The 19,968-nt window shown below is 62.6% G+C and carries 17 protein-coding genes and 1 tRNA gene; 7 read left to right on the forward strand and 11 right to left on the reverse strand.

Translation table 11 applies throughout. The features are described from left to right. Positions 1 to 60 precede the first annotated feature (60 nt). A complete protein-coding gene (locus tag HDA45_RS38525) occupies positions 61 to 2,937 on the reverse strand; it encodes a protein kinase domain-containing protein (protein ID WP_184903894.1) in 2,877 nt (958 codons plus the stop codon). A gap of 887 nt (positions 2,938 to 3,824) precedes the next feature. On the opposite strand from HDA45_RS38525, the gene HDA45_RS38530 reads away from it, so the two are divergent. Further along, positions 3,825 to 4,583 carry a pentapeptide repeat-containing protein gene (locus tag HDA45_RS38530; protein WP_184903896.1) on the forward strand — a complete coding sequence of 253 codons (759 nt, stop codon included), beginning with the start codon at positions 3,825 to 3,827 and terminating at the stop codon, positions 4,581 to 4,583. Between the two features lie 535 nt (positions 4,584 to 5,118). Next, positions 5,119 to 5,202 (forward strand) — tRNA-Leu (locus HDA45_RS38535). Here the strand turns inward: HDA45_RS38535 and HDA45_RS38540 are convergent. From HDA45_RS38540 to HDA45_RS43125, 6 genes are all read right to left on the reverse strand, one after another. Beyond that, on the reverse strand, positions 5,184 to 6,932 hold the full coding sequence (locus tag HDA45_RS38540) for a recombinase family protein (RefSeq protein ID WP_184903898.1): 1,749 nt from the start codon (positions 6,930 to 6,932) through the stop codon (positions 5,184 to 5,186). The two genes, HDA45_RS38535 and HDA45_RS38540, sit on opposite strands and share 19 nt — an antisense overlap. A 147-nt stretch (positions 6,933 to 7,079) precedes the next feature. Beyond that, a complete protein-coding gene (locus HDA45_RS38545; RefSeq protein ID WP_184906487.1) occupies positions 7,080 to 9,206 on the reverse strand; it encodes an FtsK/SpoIIIE domain-containing protein in 2,127 nt (708 codons plus the stop codon). A gap of 40 nt (positions 9,207 to 9,246) precedes the next feature. Continuing rightward, a complete protein-coding gene (locus tag HDA45_RS38550) occupies positions 9,247 to 10,023 on the reverse strand; it encodes a hypothetical protein (protein WP_184903900.1) in 777 nt (258 codons plus the stop codon). Continuing rightward, positions 10,020 to 10,346 carry a hypothetical protein gene (locus HDA45_RS38555; protein ID WP_184903902.1) on the reverse strand — a complete coding sequence of 109 codons (327 nt, stop codon included), beginning with the start codon at positions 10,344 to 10,346 and terminating at the stop codon, positions 10,020 to 10,022. Before HDA45_RS38555 ends, HDA45_RS38550 begins: the two co-directional genes overlap by 4 nt. Further along, positions 10,343 to 10,675 (reverse strand): WhiB family transcriptional regulator, encoded by a 333-nt coding sequence (locus HDA45_RS38560; RefSeq protein ID WP_184903904.1) that lies wholly within the window; start codon positions 10,673 to 10,675, stop codon positions 10,343 to 10,345. The genes HDA45_RS38555 and HDA45_RS38560 overlap by 4 nt, the downstream gene beginning before the upstream one ends. Next, the gene (locus tag HDA45_RS43125) at positions 10,672 to 10,866 is read right to left on the reverse strand and encodes a helix-turn-helix domain-containing protein (RefSeq protein WP_343072254.1); all 195 of its coding nucleotides are present in this window, start codon (positions 10,864 to 10,866) and stop codon (positions 10,672 to 10,674) included. The genes HDA45_RS38560 and HDA45_RS43125 overlap by 4 nt, the downstream gene beginning before the upstream one ends. Before the next feature lie 172 nt (positions 10,867 to 11,038). Between HDA45_RS43125 and HDA45_RS38565 the strand changes: the two genes are divergently transcribed. Both HDA45_RS38565 and HDA45_RS38570 read left to right on the forward strand, forming a co-directional pair. Then, the gene (locus tag HDA45_RS38565) at positions 11,039 to 11,413 is read left to right on the forward strand and encodes a helix-turn-helix transcriptional regulator (protein WP_184903906.1); all 375 of its coding nucleotides are present in this window, start codon (positions 11,039 to 11,041) and stop codon (positions 11,411 to 11,413) included. Between the two features lie 174 nt (positions 11,414 to 11,587). Then, positions 11,588 to 12,724 (forward strand): NsdA family TPR-like regulatory protein, encoded by a 1,137-nt coding sequence (locus tag HDA45_RS38570; RefSeq protein WP_343072255.1) that lies wholly within the window; start codon positions 11,588 to 11,590, stop codon positions 12,722 to 12,724. On the opposite strand, the gene HDA45_RS38575 is transcribed toward HDA45_RS38570, so the two are convergent. Beyond that, positions 12,710 to 13,258 (reverse strand): NUDIX hydrolase, encoded by a 549-nt coding sequence (locus HDA45_RS38575; protein WP_016333692.1) that lies wholly within the window; start codon positions 13,256 to 13,258, stop codon positions 12,710 to 12,712. The genes HDA45_RS38570 and HDA45_RS38575 overlap by 15 nt on opposite strands. Positions 13,259 to 13,304: 46 nt before the next feature. Next, positions 13,305 to 14,501 (reverse strand): NsdA family TPR-like regulatory protein, encoded by a 1,197-nt coding sequence (locus HDA45_RS38580; RefSeq protein WP_221472944.1) that lies wholly within the window; start codon positions 14,499 to 14,501, stop codon positions 13,305 to 13,307. A 623-nt stretch (positions 14,502 to 15,124) separates the two neighbouring features. On the opposite strand from HDA45_RS38580, the gene HDA45_RS42170 reads away from it, so the two are divergent. Continuing rightward, positions 15,125 to 15,400, forward strand: a complete 276-nt coding sequence (locus tag HDA45_RS42170) for a MarR family transcriptional regulator (protein WP_246481581.1) — start codon at positions 15,125 to 15,127, stop codon at positions 15,398 to 15,400. A 222-nt stretch (positions 15,401 to 15,622) separates the two neighbouring features. After that, positions 15,623 to 16,507 (forward strand): Scr1 family TA system antitoxin-like transcriptional regulator, encoded by an 885-nt coding sequence (locus HDA45_RS38585; RefSeq protein WP_184903908.1) that lies wholly within the window; start codon positions 15,623 to 15,625, stop codon positions 16,505 to 16,507. A 113-nt stretch (positions 16,508 to 16,620) separates the two neighbouring features. Here the strand turns inward: HDA45_RS38585 and HDA45_RS38590 are convergent, their stop codons facing one another. After that, entirely contained in the window at positions 16,621 to 17,226 is a 606-nt protein-coding gene (locus tag HDA45_RS38590) for an HNH endonuclease (RefSeq protein ID WP_184903926.1), read from the reverse strand. A gap of 20 nt (positions 17,227 to 17,246) precedes the next feature. After that, positions 17,247 to 18,506, reverse strand: coding sequence for an AAA family ATPase (locus HDA45_RS38595; protein ID WP_246481585.1), 1,260 nt, complete (start codon positions 18,504 to 18,506; stop codon positions 17,247 to 17,249). A 303-nt stretch (positions 18,507 to 18,809) separates the two neighbouring features. On the opposite strand from HDA45_RS38595, the gene HDA45_RS38600 reads away from it, so the two are divergent. Continuing rightward, a complete protein-coding gene (locus tag HDA45_RS38600; protein ID WP_221471350.1) occupies positions 18,810 to 19,922 on the forward strand; it encodes a DUF4365 domain-containing protein in 1,113 nt (370 codons plus the stop codon). The last annotated feature ends 46 nt before the right edge of the window (positions 19,923 to 19,968 follow it).

Consider the following 19,968-nt stretch of genomic DNA (forward strand, 5'->3'; position numbering starts at 1 on the left):
CACCATTGCTCTCTGCCCCACCCGGTCCCCAAAGCGGTCGGCCGGCTAGGACGTTCGGGTCTATTCCGTTGATTCGGTGGATCGGGTCTTGTCGAGTGGGACGAGTTCGTCGAGTTGTCGTTGTACTCGTTGAGCGCTCTGACGGCGTTCTTGTTGCTCGTACAGCTTGTGTGCTCGCCGCTCTATGGCGCGAGCGTGTTCGTGTCGGCCGACATCGGTGTGTAGCTCGGCGAAGTGGTTCAGGGTGACCGCTTCGCCGTAGAGGTCGCCGATTTCGCGGCGCAGCGCGAGAGCCTGCTGGTAGTACGAGATGGCCTGGTCGTGCCGGCCGACGTGATGGGCCAGGTAGCCGAGGCTGTCCAAGGTCTGTCCTTCGCCGACCCGGTCGTGGTGTCGGCGGAAGAGGGCAAGGGCGCTCTCGCAGTGGTCTCGAGCTCGGTCGTAGTCGCCGAGCTTGGCCGCAAGCCAGCCCGCCGCGGCCAACGAGTCAGCTTCGCCTAAAGGATCCTGCTGTGTCCGGTAGAACGACAACGCGGTGTCGGCGATGTTCAACGCCTGCTCGAGGCTATAGGAGGAGGCGTTGAACGGTTCTGGTGTGGTGCTGCCGGTGATGGTCAGTGCTTGGTGCATGTGGCGGAGGGCGTCGGTGTGGTGTCCGGCCCGCACACAGGCTTGGGCGAGGGCGCGGTGAGCACCGGCGAGGTAGACAGGGTCGTCGATGTGCCGGGAGGAGGCGGCGGCTGTCCGCCAAACCGCGAGTTCGTCGTGGACGTGCCCTCGCCTACGGTGGAAGGTTTTGAGTGACCAGGCGAAGTTCCAGGCGCAGTGGTGCCAGCCTTGCTGTGCGGCAAGGAGCTGCGTCGCGAGTAGCGAAGCATGTTCGGCGTCGAACCACACGGTCGCGGCGGACTTGTTGTCCAGTATCCGTGGGTGGAACCCCTGGGCTGGCGGTTCCATTCCTAAAGGCCTGAGGGAGGAGTACAACATCAGTTCGCCGCTGTGGGCGGTGTGCAGGTAGAAGTCCGCTACTCGCCGCAGCGCCGTTGTCCGTGTGCTTTCCGGAATGTCGCGATGGGCCATGGTCGCGGCGTATTCGCGGAGCAGGTCGTGGATCGAATAGCGGCCGCGTGCGTCTGCTCTCACCAGCGAGGCGTTCTCCAAGGTATGCAGCGCAGTGCGTACTCGGGGGAGGGGCAGGCCGGTAAGGCTGCCGATGGCGGGCAGGCCGATATCGGGACCGGGAGCGATGCCCAACAACGCGAACACCGTGCGCTGTTCGGCGGTCAAACTGCTCAGGGACCAAGACAGCACAGTGGGCACGCTCGCGGTGACGTCGTCATCGTTCAACGCGTCCAGGCCCAGGTCTCGCAGGTCGGTGGCGAGGGAGGCGAGGGAGCGGCCGGACAGGGCGTGAGCGGCGACGATGCTCAGCGCCAACGGAAAACTACCGCACAGCCTGGAGAGTTCGTCGGCTGCCGAGGCTTCGTCTTCGACGCGTGTGCTGCCGAGACGTTCGGTCAGCACCGCGCGTGCCTCGGCATGAGTGAGCACGTCAAGGGGTAGCGGCCGCGCGCCGTGGCTGATGATCAGGCCGGAGAGCCGGTTGCGGCTGGTGACCACGACCGAACATGAGTCGCTGCCAGGCAGTAACGGGGTGACCTGGCTGGTGTCGACCGCGTTGTCCAGTACAACCAGTATTCGCTTGCCCGCCAGGAGACTGCGGTACAGCGCGGCTTGGGCATGAAGATCGACCGGAATCCGACTCGGATCGATTCCCAGAGCGTCGAGGAAACCGCGCACGGCCACCGCCGGGTTCATCGGCTCGCCGTCGGGGCCGAAACCCCGTAAGTCGACGAACAGCTGGCCATCGGGGAAGCGGTCGAGATGCCGATGGGACCAGTGCAGGGCGAGCCAGGTCTTGCCGATGCCGCCTGCTCCACCGATGGCGCAGACAGCCGGCGCTGTGCTGCCGTCAGTGTCATTCATCGCGGCGTCCAAGTGGCGCAACTCGTCATTTCGGCCGACGAACAGAGCAGGAGCAGCGGGTAATTGGCGAGGAATTAGCGTGAGATCACTCCGGGCCGCATTGGGGTGGGCGGGATCGACGATTCGATCCAGCACCGCCCCGTCCGGCACAGGTCGGAAGGTCACGACACCATCCGAAAACTCGGCCAGTAGTTCCGCGGCGCGGAAGGCACTAGGACGTCCGGCGGGTTTGCGTCGCAGCAACTCGGTCAGTGCCGGCGCCAGCGGCCCGGCCTGGCGCATCGGCTCCAGGGTGTACGCCATCGCTCGCTTGCGCTGGACGAACGGCCCCGACGTCGCGTCGCCCCAGACCGAAACGCCCTCGACGGCGGCGAACAGCGTCGCGCCGAGTGAGAACACGTCCGCCGCCGCGCCCGCGTGCTCACCTTTGGCCATCTCGGGTGCAAGGTAGCCGGGCGTCCCGCCGTCCAGATCGCCGCCGGTGCGGGTCACCTCGGCCCACTGTGCGATCCCGAGGTCGGCGAGTTTCGCCGTGCCGTCCTCGGCCACCAGGACGTTCCCCGGTTTGAGATCGCAGTGCACCATGCCCTTGTCGTGCATGGCTGCGAGCGCCACACCGAGCTGGGCGCCGATCTTCGCCACCTGCCCCGGCGGGAGCGGTCCGTCGGTGTCGACGATGTCCGCGAGACTGCGCGAGGGCAAGTACTCCATGACGAGCCAGCGCTCGTCACCATCGATCACCGCGTCGAACACGGTGATCACGTTCGGATGATGCAGACCCGCGCCGATCCGGGCCTCACGGCGAATCTGGCCGGTGTCTCCCGCCTGCGAACGTTTCAGCGCGACGACGCGTCCCAGGTCCTGATCGGTGGCACGCCAGACCACGCCCATTCCCCCGGCGCCGATCCGCTCGTCCAAGCGGTAGCGCCCGGCGATCAGCCGGTCACCCATGTGAGAAGTATAGGAGTTCCGCTGGGCGGGGTAGGGCAGGAAACATTGGGCGAGACAGGATCGCCGGCCTTTCAGGGCGTTCACTCCGTTCTCGCTTCAGCATTCCGGTCGCGGCAACGAGTTCGTGTTTGCCGACGACGATTTGTGCAGGTCGTGAGCGTGGCCGGACCGGCTGGGGCACTGAGTGCCTGAGCGCGGGAAGGACCGTCAGGCTCAGCACGGCACTGGGCGAGAACGGCGTGACCGGTCGTGACGATCTGCTCGGGCTGAGTCCTAGGGATGATGGCGCCGCCGAAGGTGAGGAAGCGATCGCGGTCGCCCCCTCGGGTCCAGCAAGGGACCCAGGGTTCCTGGTCCCGGCGGCTGTTCGTTGAGCCTGACCCGGCTGCGCACCCCAGCCATTCGTGTAATGACCGCAGCTCGCCGCCCGCCCCCCCCGCGACCAGATCCACGGTGCCTCCCTGCCCCAGGACAAGCTCACCGAGCTGAATATGTGAGCAACGCCGAGATCGTCGGTCACGAACACCTGTGTAATTCCTCAAAGACACGAAGTCGACCTCATGCACAGAACATTCAGAGACGCACCCGTTGGCAAAGGAGTACATCCACGCTCGAGCGGGAACCACCGTTACCGCCGGGACGAATTCCTCGAGGAACTGGACCGCCAACGCCGCCGCGGATACGCACGCGTGGGTTCCGATCCGCTGACCAGAACAACTCGCGCTGACCCAGATTGGCACAATTGCCCGATGACCGTCACGCCCAGACGCCGTCCAGTACCACGCCTCACGGGAATAGCTCCCCGGTCGGTGGCGGGAACGCGTCACCGTATTGGCTTGCGATCGCCACCCGCCCAGCGTCGACGGCTGGCGACCATCGGAGGTGGCATGGCCACGGTGCTGGGATGGAACGGATGGAGCAAAGTGGCTTCGCTGCTCACCGCGGTCGCGGCGATCGCGGCCTTGTGGTTCACTGCGCAGTCGTTGCGTGCAACCCAGGCGCAGATCGGGATGACCGAGCAAGGCCAGTTCACCGACCGCTTCGGCAAAGCCGTCGAACAACTGGGCTCCGAGAAACTCGATATTCGGTTGGGTGGAATCTACGCGCTGGAACGCCTCGCCCGTGATTCTCCACGCGACTACTGGACGACTATGGAAGTGCTTGCGGCCTTCCTCCGAGTACACGCTCCGGCCACGCGCTGCACGGTGAGCACACCATCGACGGACGTCCAAGCAGCAGCGACGGTGATCGGCCGACGCAACCTCACTTTCGATGCGGATGAAGGCCTTCGATCCCTCAACCGCCGCCCGGACGAGTCCAGGCCTTTTCGGTCGCCCCTTGACCTCGGCGGTGTTTGCCTCGCCGGTGCTCAACTCGTCAACGTCGATTTCTCCGACGTCAGCCTCGACGACGCAAACCTCAGTGACGCGAACCTTTCCGGTGCCGAACTGGACAACGCTCAGGCCACCGGCGCGAATTTCACGAGAGCCCGCATCGGGACTGCCAGCCTCACGGGCATGAACCTGGAAGGCGCTAACCTGACCGGTGCGAACCTGACTTGGTCCGACCTGTCACGAGCGAAGCTCACCAACGCCGATCTCACCAACGCCGACCTGACTGGCGCCAGGGGCGTCCACGAAAACTAGCGGCTCGTTCCTGACGAGGTTCTGATCCGCTGTTCCGCCGGGAGATCTCGACTGGCGCTTATCGGATGGTCTCGTGCAGCAGGCGTCGTTTGTCCTCGCTCGGCGGGGTCGAATTGTCCGCCGGTGTGGAGGTCGTCCCTCGGCTCGTCAAGGCTGTTGGCGAGCGGGAACGTGACGGCGGCGCTGTGGTCCGAGCCGCCGGTGCTCGCCTCGGATCGACAGCCCATGTCGCTCGACCCGCTGCCGTCGTGCTGGACGGCGACGCGATGATCAACTGTTCCGTCCGCGGGCGTCCAACCGCGCATGGTGAACGGTGGGGATGCTGCCCACGCTCGATGATTACTCTATGTCATGACTCGTGACGCTGCGCATTTTTGTTGGGCGACCTGCGGACTTGCGGGTGGTGACGACCCAGTACGAAGTCGCGAACCTGTCGGACGGTAACCGATCATCTTCTCAACGTGCGTTAGCGTGACGATGTGTACCCCCCTGATTCGGGCCTCCCAGGTGACGTATAGTCTCTTCTCATCAGCAAGTCCGAGTGGCGGAATGGCAGACGCGCTAGCTTGAGGTGCTAGTGTCCTTAACGGACGTGGGGGTTCAAGTCCCCCCTCGGACACACGCAGTATCTACACCGGGGCTGGTCATCGCATAGATGGCCAGCTCTTTTGGTTCGTAGCGTAACTTCAGATTCAACCGCTGGTAGAGCCGGGCCAGCCCGGCTGGCTTCGCATCGGCGAGCATCGCTCCGACATCACCGAGCGAATCGATCATCGCGTAGATCTCTCCGTCTGTGACTCTCCGGCTCGCAGGCGCGCCGTCCAGCTCGGCCTTCGCTGCAACTCGCTCCGCGTGTGCCTGGTTCATGGCATCGACGACGGCCGTGGGATCCACTCCTGCCCCGATAGCGTCCTGGAACCGGCGAAGTCGCGCCTCCGCGTCCGCCAGTCGGCGCCGAGCCGCCTCATGCGCACCTCCGGTGTTCCCGCCCGCGGAGTCGAGTAGCGCCGCAACGGTTTGGTCGACGTTGTCGGGCGCGAACAGCCACCCGATCCAGCCGTTGAGCGCTTCGACCACCGTGCTTTCACGCAGGTTCACGGTCTTCGGGTGGTCAGCGAGCATCGCCGAGCCTGGAGCCATCGTCCGCGCCGTACAGCGGTAGTACGCACCCTTCCGAATCGTCGCGCCTTGCATCTTCCGGTGGCAGACTCCGCAACGGATCAGTCCGCGCAGAAGGTAGGTCCGTGCTGTGCTGCGAGCGCCTCGCTCCGCCTTCCTCGCGGTCGCTAGGCCGCCGCTCGCCTTCGAGCGGCGGAGCAACTGAGCTTGCGTGAACGTCTCGACAGACACGATCTTCGGATGAGCCTGACTCCTCGACCGCACCACGCGGTCTGGAGAGGCGCGCCGAAAGCGGACCACGTGGCCGGCTGCTACGTCGTCAGGATCCAGCAACATCTCGTGCTTGGCCCAGCGACCGAAGATCGCGTAGCCGGTGTACCGCGGATTCTCCAGAATCGCTCGAACCGTGCTTGTCTGCCAGCCGTCCGCCAACCGGTGCTGATTCTGATCTGGCCGTTTCGCAGACGGGCACGGGATTCCTTCGAGATTCAGCATGTTCGCGATCGCGCGATCGCCGCTCCCGTCGAGGTACTCGGCAAAGATGCGACGAACCACCTCGGCGCCAGGCTCGTCGAGCGCGAGCAGACGCAGCCGGAACCCCTCCGCAGCCTTCCTCGGGTTCGGATGTGGCCCGCCATCTACGACCACGTACCCGTACGGTGCACGGCCTCCCTGGTGACGTCCCTCATTAACGACCTGCGCGTCCATCGCCGCCCGGACGCGCGCCTGAACGTGCTGCCGCTCCGACTCGCTCATGCCGCCGAGCACGCTCATCAGCATCTTGTGCGATGGATTCCGCGGGTCAAACCGACCGCCAAGCTCCGGAACCCACAGCTCCACCCCATAGGCGGCGAACCGCGGAGCGATGAGCGAGAACTGGTTGCCGAACCAACAACGGGTCCCCTCGCCGACGACAAGGGCGTTCCACGTCCGGCGCGGATTCTTCAGCTCGGCGAGCAGGCGTGACGCTTCGGTCCTCCGCTCCCACGGCACTGACCGCGACTGGCCCACGTCGAAGTACTCGGCCACGATCCGGCCGCCTAGCGGCTCGACGAACTTGCGAGCGTTCCCGATCTGCCAGCCTCGCGAGGTTTCCGGGTCCTGGTTGTCTTCAGTCGAGCAGCGACCGTAGACCGCCAGTGCGCCGATCCCGTCGTCCACGGGCTCGGCTACCTCCAGACCGAGGATCTCGTCCAATTTCGACCATGGGTCGCTGATTTCAGCGGTCATCGGTCGCCTCCCTCCCCGGTCCATCGAGGACCGGCACCTCAGTCAGGTCGATAAGAACCGCCAGTAAGGCGCGTGCTGCCGCAGGCGTCAGCTCAGGCAATCCCGCAGGTAGGATAACCCGACAAGGCTGGTTGTTCTGGTTCGCGCTCATCGCTGTGCCCCTGCGGCGACGTACCCCTCGCCATGACCAGCCTGCTCCACAGCACGGCGGATATCAGCGGTCAGGTAGCCCCGGACCTGCCGAGTCTCACCGTCTTCGCTGGTCACACGGTCTCGCGTCGGCCGACATCCTGCTTTGGTCATCTGCTGCGAGAACGTCCTGCGTTCGATGCCGAGCGCCTCCACCAACTCGGCCGTGGGGACGAACTGCCGCCCCTCAGGTCCGAGGTCGACTCCCAGATACTCGACAAGCGCAGAGAGCGGTTCTGGTAACTCAGGCATCGATGGGCTCGGTGCAACCCCCGCGCCCAGAGCGTGTGCAACGGCAGCGTGATCGAGCGTTGGCATGCTGTCCTGACCGGCCGCATGCCCTGTCAGCGTTCCAGCCGCCTCCCGCAGAGCGCGCCCCTGCTGACAGATGGTCTGCCAGTCCTCGTTCGGCATGTAGTACGTGCGGACCGTCATCGCCAACACATCCGCCCCAGCCGCCGTGTCACCGTCCGGCCTGAGGATGCCTACGCCCTTGTGCGACGGCAGAAGGCGAGACGAGTCGAACCCGCGGGTGTTCATCTGCTCGCCGAGCACGATGTTGGAGTCACGCCAGTCCATTACCCGAAGGGCGAACCGTGATCCGAGCACCGCCCGGAGTCCGGATGGAATGGTCTTCGAGTCGGGACGTTGAGTGGCGAGTACGAGCACGATCCCGGCCGCTGGCCCCTTCTTGGCCAGCCACGTCAACAACTCGCCGACGTACTCACCTGCCGCAAGCCTTTTTCCTTGCACGTCAACAGGAGTGCGATCTTCGAGCGGCACCTGAACCTCGTCGATGAAGATCGCCGTTATCGGCATGTTCAACGCCTTGTCCCGTGACATCTCCGGCGTCACCTTCGATTCCGGGCACACCAAGTCGTCCAGATCCCGCATACGCCGGAACCTGCCCTGGACTTCGGCAACCAGTTCGGCCAGCCAGTCAATGAGGGCATGGACGTGTTCAGGCTCGTCACCAGCCATGAAGCGGTGCGCAACTTGCCCGGCGGCGACCCAATCTTTCCCAGCCTTGAAGTCCGCTACGTAGAGCCGCACCCAAGCGTCCAGGACAAGTCCACTAGCAGCGAGCCGGGCAGCGAACGTCTTACCCTGCCTAGGAATGGCGCCGATCAGAAGCGACGTCCACACGAGCGGCAGGTCGATCCGCCGATCTCGTGCGTCTCGTCCGAACGGGACAGGCCGCCAAGCATCCCACCGTGTAACGCCGAGCAGCGGCGTCTGAAGAGGCGGGCGAACGTACGGGTCCTCATCGGCGACCCACATCGAGATTCGACCGGCATGCCCACCGTTTCCGCGCACGCGCTCCACGATGAGCTGAACTTCGTCGACTGCGAGGGCTGAAGCCAACGCATCCCGGTTCTTCACGACATCCGCGGCCTTCCGCGTCGCCGGCAAGTCCACGGTGACCGCCCAACCGTCGCCCACGCGCGTTGCCCGTTCCACCAAGCGAAGTGTCTCGTCCTTTCCGATCAGCTTCGCGTCGCGGAACGCATCCACAAGAACCTGCGGATCCATAGTCCACGTCAGCGTGCGCGGACCGGCAAGCGCGGGCTTCCGTCCTGGACTGCCATCCTTCCGGCGTCCCAGAATCGCCAGCGCCAGTGATGCGGCAGCCCCGCCGATCCACAGTGGATCGTGCCCGTACAGGAGATCCACAACGGCGACCGCCAACACCGCTATGGCAACGACGGCACCAGTGACCTTCCAGCGGAACAGCATCAGTTCACGAATCTCCGTGAACTTTTCGGCAAGCTTCTCCGAGTCCTCGGCAGCCGTCCGATAGTCGCTTACTTTGACCCAGCCTCGCCAGGCTCGCGTACCGGCTACGGCCCCGCGGACCACCGCACCCGCGTACCGAAGTGGCGACTTGACTATCCAGACCACGGCATCCTTCGCAGCCTGGACGGCTTGCGGCCTGCTCTTCATCCACAGTGGCACTCGCGGTGAGTGCTTCCACCAGCGCGCGAGCCGCCGACGAACGGTCCGAACACGCGGTTGGGGTAACGAGTCGTCGATCAACTCGCCGTCCAGGATCGGCCCGATGTGCTCGACGTCGCCTGAGGCCATCCGGGCGAGAGACACACCGCTGTCAGCCTCTGAACCCGCTTCAGCTGCCACGGCGCACCCCCTCGGTCACCTCGGCCGAAAGCTCGGCAGCGAGCCGGGAGGACAACCCGCGCGAACAACCAGTGACCTCTCGCACCCAGGCAGGCGTCACTCTGACGTCGGGCTTCCATGCCTGCCGCGCGTCGGAGAGGTAGTCGGCGAACAGCCGACGAGCGGGGCGTTCACGATCAGCCGTCGCCAGTTCATGAACGTCCGCGGGTTTCGCGGTGTTCACGAGAGCAACCTGCACGGCGTCCGTGAGCTTGTCGCGTAGGTCGGTGACAGCTTCGGCCGCGACGAATACGACCATCGGCGGCACGGAATGTAATACCACTCCAGCCGGTGATCCGGCTGCCCACGAGGACCAGGTGTTCATGACGTACGTGGCCGCCAGCGTGAGCCACTTCGCCGCACGGACCCACCGCCCGGTGCGAACCTGGTACCGAGCGGTGACCTGCTCAGCTCGAAGGATGGCGAGCAGCACCAGGCACACAGTTGGGTCCAGCAGCCAGGCCGTCAGCCAGGGCAACGAGCCGAATTCTGCCCCGGCGGCAGCGAACCACTGGACGTTGGCCGCGGTGAAAGCCAGTCCGAGGATGATTCCGGCCCAGCACAGCCGATCGACCTGAGCACGAACTCGCTCGATCCGAAGGGCAACGACGTCCGGATGAGTTCGCCAGCGGCGGACATCGGCAGCCTCTGCGGCATCCGCGGCGAGTCGCTGAGCACGACTCACCGACGCCGTACAGGACGCAGCCTCCTGTTTCGTGTCGATCATCGGCCACTGCCTCGAGCGGAGGTATCGAGCCATGTGACGGTCAGAGCACGGGTCAGGACGTAGGCCGCGATCAGGTCCGGCACTCCGAGTACCACGAGCAACAGAGTCGGGTTGCCAGGATGGGTGATCACGAGCCACTGCACACCCACAAACGCCGCGCCCGTGAACAGCACCTTTCCGGCGAGCGAGACGACTCGTGCGCCCGCTCGTGCCGTTTCGGCCGCACGGCGCGCTTTCCGTGCGCCGACACGCCACACCATGAACAGGGCGAACAGAACACCAAGTCCGGCGAGAACCTGTGTCGTTGAGAGGGTGAGCGTCATAGCGCCTCACCTCCTCGGTGACGCTGCCAAACCGTGTGGAGGATGCGCCGGTCGGTATCCGCCATCGCACCCCACACGCCGAGAGCATCTGGCCCGGTAGTGCGGAGATCGAGTTCAAGGCACTCGTCGATCACCGGACAGCCGGCACACAGTCGCTTGGCCAGTTCACTGTCAGGTGGATCGTCCCCGGTCAGTTCCTGTATGTCCGCGCGCTCGAATGCCCAGAAGCACAGGCCGTCCCTTTCGACGACATCCTTCAAGACCGAGTCAGGCACAGAGGCGAACCGGTCTAGCTGGGCGGCGATCGCCGTGTAGTCGAGTTCGCTCATCGTGCACCTCCACCGAGGGCTCGCCGTAGCTCTGCAGCCGGGATGATGAGGCGCGAACGGCGCCGCTCGGCCCGCAGTTCACCGATCCGGATGGCGCGATGGATCGAGTTGAGGTCGACGCCGAGAATCCAGGCGGCGTCAGCCGGTGAGTAGAACGCTGGCCCGCCAGCATCAGGCATTTTTTTCCGCATTGGGGTAGTCCTTAAAGTAAGAAAGCTGATTTAAGCCTTAAAAGTGCGCTGATTTAGTCGCATAAAGGCGCGAGAATGGTCCGAACGCGCGACGCGGTGTGGATCTCAGCGTCGTTGATTCCGTCAAGCGCTAATGTCGGCGCTGAGGCGGACCACGAAGGAAGAGGAATAGGTGTCGGAAGACTGGGCGGCGGTCGCGAAGACCATCAACGAGCGCGTACACGAGCTCGGATGGAAGCAACGCGAACTGGCTGAGCGCTCGCAGGTCTCCCAGGCGATCGTCCGCGAAATCCAGAACCACACCGTGGAGCGCAAGCGAAGCGACCGGACGCTCGAAGCGCTCGCGGTCGCGCTCGGTTTGCACCCGCAGCATCTGCTCGCTGTCCTGCATGGCCGCATCCCGCCAACCCTCGGCCAGCCTCGCGAAGACATGGAAGACGCCGTGTCGGCGCGGCTCGCTGTCATCGAACAGCGGCTGTCGCAGATCACCGAGCACCTTGCCGATCTCACTGAGCTGCTCCGCCGCGATGGGACTTACCGCGGCTAGCGCGAAATCCTGTTTGCGATCGGCCGACTTGGTCGACCGCCGATGTTCCTTGTCGTTTCTCATGTCACCAAGAAACGGCATTTCTCCGGGCGGCGGGAGCTGGCAGCGGTTTACATGCCCCGTGTTATTTCCTGTTATCTCCGCAGTTCAAGGCCGCTACCGGAGGTGCGTGTCATGAACTCGACAAGCCCTTTGAAGGCCGCCCGGAATGCGCTTGACTGGAGCCAGGAGAAACTCGCGCGAGCAATCAACGCGCGTGCAGCAGCACACGGATTGCCCGAACGCTCGGTCCCCAGCCGGAAGACGGATATCTCCCGGTGGGAGAACGGCCATGTAGTGCCCGAACCGCCGATGCGCGCCGTCCTACGCGAGATCTATGGCAGAACCGACGGCGATCTCGGGTTCCCGACAGGCGATTTCGCCGGCCCCTCCGGCGATGAACTGGCCGAACGGCTGGTCATCGCCCGCCGCGTGGACGAGCAGACCATCGAACTGTTCCGCGACGAGGTCATCAGCGTTCGCCATGCCGACCGTCGGTTCGGATCAGCCGCCAGGCTCGAACGGCTCCGCGGACAGATCACCGAGATCGAGGGCCTGCTCAGGCACACCATCCTGCGTCGCGACAGAGCTCCGCTAGCCGGCGTGCTCGTCGAGGCATCCACGTTGGCGGGGTGGAACTCCCTCGACATCGGCTCACTTGCACAGGCATGGACGCACTACGAACGCGCGAAGTACGCGGCAATGGAGTCCGGCTCGGCCGGGTTGCTTGCTCACGCCACAGCTGAGCAGGCATTTGTCCTCATCGACACGGGCAACGTCGATGACGCGCTCGCCCTGTTCGAGGAGGCGCGTTCGATCGGCGAGCGCGCCCCGGAACTGCTGCGTGCCTGGCTCGCGGCCGCAGAAGGCGAAGGCCACGCGATCGCTGGTCACCGAGACGAAGCGCTAAGAGCGTTCGACGAGGCCGACACCCTCCTGCCGAACGAAGTCGTCCACCCAGAGCTTCCGTTCGTCTTCCTCGGCGGCAGCCATCTCGACCGATGGCGCGGTAACGCGTTGGTACACCTCGGCGCCCCCGAAGCAATCGACCATCTCGAGCGCGTGGTCGATGATGCCCGGTCGACGTCCTTCGTTCGCGCCGGCGCCGCCGTGTATGTCGATCTCGCCCTCGCCTACAGCGCATCGGGTGACCGGGAGGCCTCCCGAACCTACGCACAGCAGGCTCGGCGGATCATCTCCCAGGTCGGCTCCGTGCGGCTACGACGTCGGCTGGAACGACTGGTGTTGCCAGGCGACTCAGACCCGGCGTGAGTTGAGGTAGTAGAGCAGGGACACAAGCGTGCCCGATCCGAGCAGCTCCTGACGCTGCGCAAGCTCGTTGACCCTCGACAGTGGCACCCACTCCACCCTGCCGACTTCCTCCGTGTCGGTGGGCTCGCCGATGTGTTCGGCCTCGCGCCACAGGTACACATCGACCGGCGCCGTGACTTGGCCTGGCAGCGGCTCGAAGCTCACCAGATGTTCCGGCTCACCGACCGGCTGCCAGCCGGACTCTTCGGCCGCCTCCCGCGCGGCCGTCCCAGCGGAGTCGTCGCCGTCGTCGACCATGCCGCCCAGCAGCTCATAGCCCCATTGCTCGGTAGCGAACCGGTAGCGCCACAGCATCAGCGCCTCGTCCTGGTCGTTCACGATCAACGCGATAGCTATCCGCGCGAGGTGCACGACGTGGTAGTCCCAGCGCTCGCCATTCGGCGCCTCGACGTCCGTCAGCCCGACCTTGACCCACCGGTTGTCGTAGACCAGGCGCTCACCGAACGTCTTCCACGACCCATGCTCGTCAGCCACGTCGCGAGCCTACGGGCTGGCAGTTGCCCGCAGTACCACCTCCCGCTCAGTCTTCGCGCCCCGAAGCGATGAGCTGGGCAATTCGACGTTGCTGCCGCACAGACCCGATTTCGACAGCAAGGGCACGAGCACGAGCTGCGTGCGCTCGGCCTTCTTCGTGCTCGCCCATCGTGACGAACGCCGTCGCCAAGTCCACTCGCAACGCTACCTCCGCGCGCGTAAACGTCGGATCGAGACGGCTGAGCGCTGTCGAAAGCACGTTCACCGCCTCCGGCTCGCCGATCCGGGCGAGCGCGTGCCCACGCCACCTCGCGAGATGAACAGGATCAAGCACCACGTAGGGACCGTCCACCGCGGACAAGTCGATCGGCAGAAGGGCTGCGGCACGATCGAAGGCCAGCAGACTCGCTGAACCCTGCCCGTCCGCCGCAAGAGCTTCACCGTGCGCGGCGGCGAGCCACGCTCGAAGGAGGCGACCGGCGAGATGTCGGGCCTGACGCTCCGCAGCGCACAGCAGGTCGACCGCGGATCCAGTCTCGCCGACGTCGATCAGCACAAAGGCCTGTTCAGCGAGACAGTGAACTTCAAATGCCTCGTCACCGGACTCGCGAGCAGCCGCCTTGGCTTGCTCGTAGAACTGCCAGGAGTCGTGAACGGAACCCATATCGAGCTTCTGCCAGCCGGCGAGCGTGCCGAACTCTGCGAGCAGAGCGGCAAGTCGGCCACGAACGTCCGAAGTGAGACTGTGGGACCGCAAGCGCGCGATCTGCCGGATCTTGGTAGCCACCTCTTCGTGAGCCGTTGAAGCACCCAGCTCCCGATCAAGGCGCCGGACCGAGGACAACTGGCTGTGAAGCAGGGTCAACACGTCCGCGTTCACACGGCGAGCAGCGCTAAGTCGCTGCCGGAGTTCCGCATCCGGGTCTTCGGTGGAACCGCGGACTGCGCCAGGTGCCGACAGCAGCTCGCCGATCCCAAGACCGAGCATCCGTTCGAGCAGGCGCGCGGTAGCCGGGCGCGGGCGTCCGACCGGTGATCCGTCCGGCTTACGTCCCGAGATCAAGCGCTGCAGATGCCGCACGCTGAGCGTGCCAGGCTCACCGAACCTGCGCGCAAACCGCTCGGGATCCTCGACGAACTCGGCGAGGGTCTGGTTTCGCTCCCGGAGCTTCATCTCCAGAACTGTCCGCGGCAGGTCGTTGATGCGGCCGCCAGCCGTCACCGCGCCCTCCCCAGCCTTCATGCTGCCCACAAGATGTCCTCGCTATGTCGTCCGCGTGACCTGTCGCCTAAATGAGCGCGCAAGGCAAGCTGATTTCAGATCGTACAGCCTGTTGTGGCTGGTCAGCCTGTAGGTAGCGGAGGACTCATGCGCGACGTACTGCGGCCGGATGTGGCCGCCGGGACATACTTCACCTGGCACAGGAGCGAGGTTGACGGCCTCGATCACGCCGTAACCGACGAAGCGTTCGCGCGCGTCCGAGATGACGACCTCGGACGATACGAGGGACTCTGCGGTCACGTCGTGCTGCCCTTCTCGATGCTCGTTCCACCTGGGCGACCATGTGGCCGCTGCAAGGCGTACCTGTCAGCTCGGTCGACGCTATCCACCGTTGACCAGCGCCTCCGCGCGCCTCAGCACCGCAAGCCGTCGCGCTTGCGCCGGCTCTTCCGGCCTTCTCATGGAGCCGATGCTCAGAGGCCGTGTGCACGGCACCTGCTGAGCATCGCTCGAACCCGAGGGCTGCCGACTTCGAGCGCCGCTCTCTGCACTACCGAGCTACCCCGCGGCGAGTCATGACATCGCCAACCGATGCCTCGATCCCCGTCTTCCAGCGCGAGCTCGACCCGCTTCTACTCCTGCCGATGCGGCTGTTCGTCCTGTGTCTTCTCGCTGACGTCAGGTGGCACGAAGAGGGCGCTCTGGCGAGGCGCCTTCGCGTCAGCTCACCAGTCCTCACCCCTCATATCGACCGACTGCTCGCCGCCGGGTACGTAGCTCGACACGAACGGCATCGAAGCCTGCTACGTCTCACCGAACTGGGCTTCGAGCGGCTCACCGGTCACGTGACCGCGTTCCAGCGGGTCGCTTGCCGGGCCGCGAACCTCGTCGCGTCGCAGCGCGCCGGTCCAATCCGCTGATGTAACACCCGAGCGCTGCCTCCCCAAAGGCTCGCCCCTAAAGGTGATTCGTGACGGACGTGACGGCTTCAATGCCAGCCGACTCAACCGTCACAAGAAGCGTTCTCGCAGGTCACGGCTATCTCTACATGTCACAACACCTGTGACGGCACAACTCATGAGACAGCTGTTCAACCCCGTTTCCAGCACGGCGTTCGCCACTACACCCCTGAGCAGGAACTAGTGAAATCGAAGAAAACGCCCCAGCTGTCCACCGCAAAACAGAGGGAGCTCGGCGCCGAGCTGAGACGAATCCGCATGCGCGCCGGCTACCTCGCAACCGACATGAGCCGGATGCTCGGCTGGCCCGCCTCCACCATCTCGCGGCTAGAAAGCGGCCTTCGCAGCTACCAAGCCGGCGACGTCGCCATCTACCTCGCCCGAGCAAAGGCAACCCCTCGCGAACTCGACGCCCTGGTAGCTCTCGACCGCCTCCCCGATGACGGTTACCAGGTCAGACGCCACCCCACCGCCTTCCCCGACGACCTTCCACTCACTACCACGCTCGACACCGGCAGCCAGTCCATCACGACCTACGACCCCGGCGACATTCCGCGGCAACTCCAAACCGAGCCATTCATTCGCGAAACCCTCATCAAGAACGGCCACACGGACGGTCCCGCACTCGATAGAGCGGTGGATAAACGAATCGCTAACCAGCCAATATCCCTCCGACAACCAGGCCCCTTCACCTTCTACATGCACAAAGCCACGCTGCTTAAACGCACTCAGCGTCCCGCTGTTCTGCACGAGCAGGTACTGCACCTGCTGATCACGTCGTCGTTGCCTCGTCACCAAATTCACCTCGTGCCAGCAGACTTCGCTCTAGTCAACCCTCATCCAGGTTTCGCTCTCTATCGACACGATCAGCACCGCCCGCTCGTTCATCACCAGCAGCCCACCACGAGCCTCTTCCTCGAAAACGAGCACGACGTCGCCCACTACACGAGCCAGCTCGAACACATCGCCAGCAAGGCTTTCACCGTTCAACAAACCCGCGACTGGCTTACTGGTTATCTAGCCAAGCTCGAACGACAGCTTACACAGAACTTAGCTGACTCGAAATGATTAACCGGCTCGTCAATAGCCACCGGACCCCCGGCGCGACTCAAGAAGCTCGCCAGCTTCGCCGATGATTATGCCCGGAAAATGCAGGCAAGTAGACAGTCGCATGAGTACGCCTAAGGGAAAAATCCCACCTGCTCAAGATAGGCGCGCACCGTTTCGCGATACTCGCCCGACTGAAAGTCGTCGATTACAAAATCCCGCAACGTAGCCTTGATTTCATCAGTATTTGCGCGAGCCCAGTTTTCCACTAAGCTCTGGATGTGAGTCAGTCTACGTGATCGCGACTCAACAAGTTCCATTCTTGAGAGTTTTAGTTTTACAACAGTGACCTGCCCGCGGTCATCTGCGGGTCGCGAAAAAATGAGCGGCCCCGCGAACATAAGATGTTCACAAGGGTCGTCTACATACGGGTTCAACAGGGGCGCCTGTTCGCTGTGGTAGTCACCCTTGTACTCGTTGCACTTAGGACAAGCGATCGTCAGATTACTCCACTCAACCACCAGTTCCGGAAATTTTCCCTTGGGATTTATGTGCTCGACGTGTTCAAAGGCGACTGCCTTGACAAACGAGTCGCAGTAAGCGCAGCGGTTGGCGGTTTCCGCATTAAGCGGGTCTCGTATTGAGGCATGTCGCCATGGTGTTGTCGGTTTTCCCGTTGAAAGCGAAGAAATATAGCGGACAGTGAGAGATTCTTGATTTTCATTCAGATAGACTGGCACTTCTTCCTTTGCTAGTCTCCTCATTTTCCGCCCTCGCCTTCGATCGACGGGAGCAAAGTATTAAGCGCTTGAGAAAGCGTGGATCCAAGACCCTCGCGTTCGAGTTCACCTCGAAGCTCTATGAGACTTGACTGGTCAACCGGCAGTGCTGCATATCGATCGATAATCTCATTGAAGCGCTCTTCGGCCCAAACCGGAATCGTGGTCTCAACGCCTAGAACCTCTCGAAGAGTACGTTCTGCGGAAGCACTCTTATCTGCAAAATCTAAAAGCTTACTGTAAGCCACACCATTGTCGTAGTCCAGCGCGTAGACGTTAGCATCTGGTTGCGACGTCACAACAAAAGGACTATGCGTCGCAACAACAAACTTCACACTCGGGAACGCCCTTAGCAGGCTGGGTATAATGCTTCGCTGGAGCGACGGATGCAGGTGATTCTCGGGTTCATCCATGCAAACCGTGAACTGCGAATATTCACGCGAACGCAGGAAGATCTGCCAAGCCACTTCAAGCAATGCACTAAGTCCACCAGAAACCGCATCGATAACAAAATTTCCAGTCCTTGTTTCAACGACTATTTCTGGCGGCCTTGCAGCCAGTCTTACAAATTTTAGAGTTGACGGCATAAGTTCTCTCAGAACTGCCTGAAATCCGTTCCAAACCTCCGCAGCCTCAGAGGAGCCTTCAACCGAACTGTTTCCCTCGCTGAAAATAGCCGCCGCAAGCAGAGACTCCTTCATCAGGAGCATTGATGACTTTTGCGAATAGGAACCCAACCACCGTTGCCAAAGTTCAGCAATGTATTGCTGCAGTATCTGACCACTTGCGCTAAATTGAGATGGAATGGCCTGCACTTCCCTGTAGCTACTCAGAGACCTATGGGAAGCAAGGTAGAGACCTGGTATAGATTGTTGATTCGAAAACGTGATGTCGTAGTTACTTCCACCACCGGCGGTCGGAACGGACAAGGTTGACGTCTGACCATTGCTATAGGTGAGCGAACCGATAGATGCGTTTTCGATCTCCGCCGCGCCAGACTCAAGAATGGTTGCCGACTTGACGCCATTTAAGTATGTAATACGACCGTCTTTCGAGCGTACTGGCAAACCAACAAACGCACTGCTCCAATTGAAATGGCGCCCAAGCAGTGTAACGAGCGTTGTCTTCCCGGTACCGTTAGCTCCAGTAAGAATTGTTAAACGGGATGACAAGTCAATATCAATTCTACCGAATTGCCGCCAATCCTCTACTGCAATTCGCGCAAAAGAGTCATCTTGCATCAAGGCTATCTCCAACGGCGTCTGTGGTAAGTGACTGCACCAATTTTGATCCCGTCCGTTTGGGTGTAGATCGTCTTCCAAAGGACGACCGTTACCATCGAAAGTCTTTGTCGGAGAGCAAAGAAGAACAGATACTTTCAAACCGCGAACTACGGGGCTCTTTAGTGAGAGAACCCCACCAGTCCGCCGGCGCTCAGCAAAGTGCTTACTGGAGGTCCTAGGTGCGGCAAGTCGTGCCAACCTGAAGCCACACGGCTGCCCCCAGGCTCGTGCGTCTACTGAACGAGCTGGAAGGATGAGCGCATGATGCATCGGAAGCCGTCAGCCAGGTCAGCGAGTCTCGGCGTGGCTCGGACCAGGCTGGCGGTCGAAGAGGAACTCGGCTGGCTGTTCCGGGAGCAGGTCACGGAAGACTTCGGCATCGACGCCCACCTGGAGGTAGTCGACGACGAGGTCGTCACGGGCAAGCTAGTGGCTCTTCAGATCAAGAGTGGCCTGAGTTTCTTCCAGGAACAAGGTCCCGACGGTTGGTGGTTCCGACCAACGAAAGACCATCTGCGCTACTGGACGAATCACTCACTACCGGTCGTCCTTGTGATGTATAACCCGGAGACTAAGCAATGCCATTGGCAGCTTATAGACGGTAGCACGTTAATCGAGACTTCGACCGGCAATTCCAAGGTGCTAGTACCTGAACGACAAATATTGAGCAAAAGTGCCCGGCGGCAACTTCATTCAATCGCCAATAGCCGTAGCAATACAGTAAGCGTGGAGGCGTCGCCTACCTCAACTGGCGCGAGTCCCATGAGGCCGGTTAGTTGGTACGGCCAGCGCATGCCGAAGAAAGTTCGCGCCGCGGTGGTCTCTTCAGCCTACCGTGCGGCCGACCAGGTGGGATGGGACCAGCTCCCCAATGTTGAGCGATCGAGGCTATATTCCGCATGGGTCGACGACCCATCCATCGGCGGCATTATGGCGCCATACTTCTCCAAGCAGAGTATCCGAATCTGGCTCAAAGACTCGCTAATGAAGGAGTACGTCCGCGCCAAGGAAGGGGTGGGCCCCTACGCTCAATTCGTGACGATACGATACCCGACACCCGATGAGATCGTGTCGGCAGCGTGCGGAAATGGATGGTTTGTCGAGTCAGGATCGATGACCATCAAGCCCTCTCACTGTTTCGCAACAGATGGAATCTATCGACGACATATTTTTTGGGGCGAAGCCGCCAGCTTCGAAAATCTAATTGTCGCAGCGCTCGCCGTGGCAGAGGGTGAACTTCTTAGGCCAATTGTCGTTATCCTGCATCGCAAGAATCACTCCATGGAACAGAAGTTAACCCTCAGGAAGCTCGCCGACAGAGCACAGGTCAAACTGATATTTTTGACGCGCGTCGAAACAAAACTATTAAAATAGCCATCCAGAATTCACCTTTACGCAACAAAAGGAAAATCGACTGTTA

This window comes from Amycolatopsis umgeniensis, assembly GCF_014205155.1.
GTDB lineage: Bacteria > Actinomycetota > Actinomycetes > Mycobacteriales > Pseudonocardiaceae > Amycolatopsis > Amycolatopsis umgeniensis.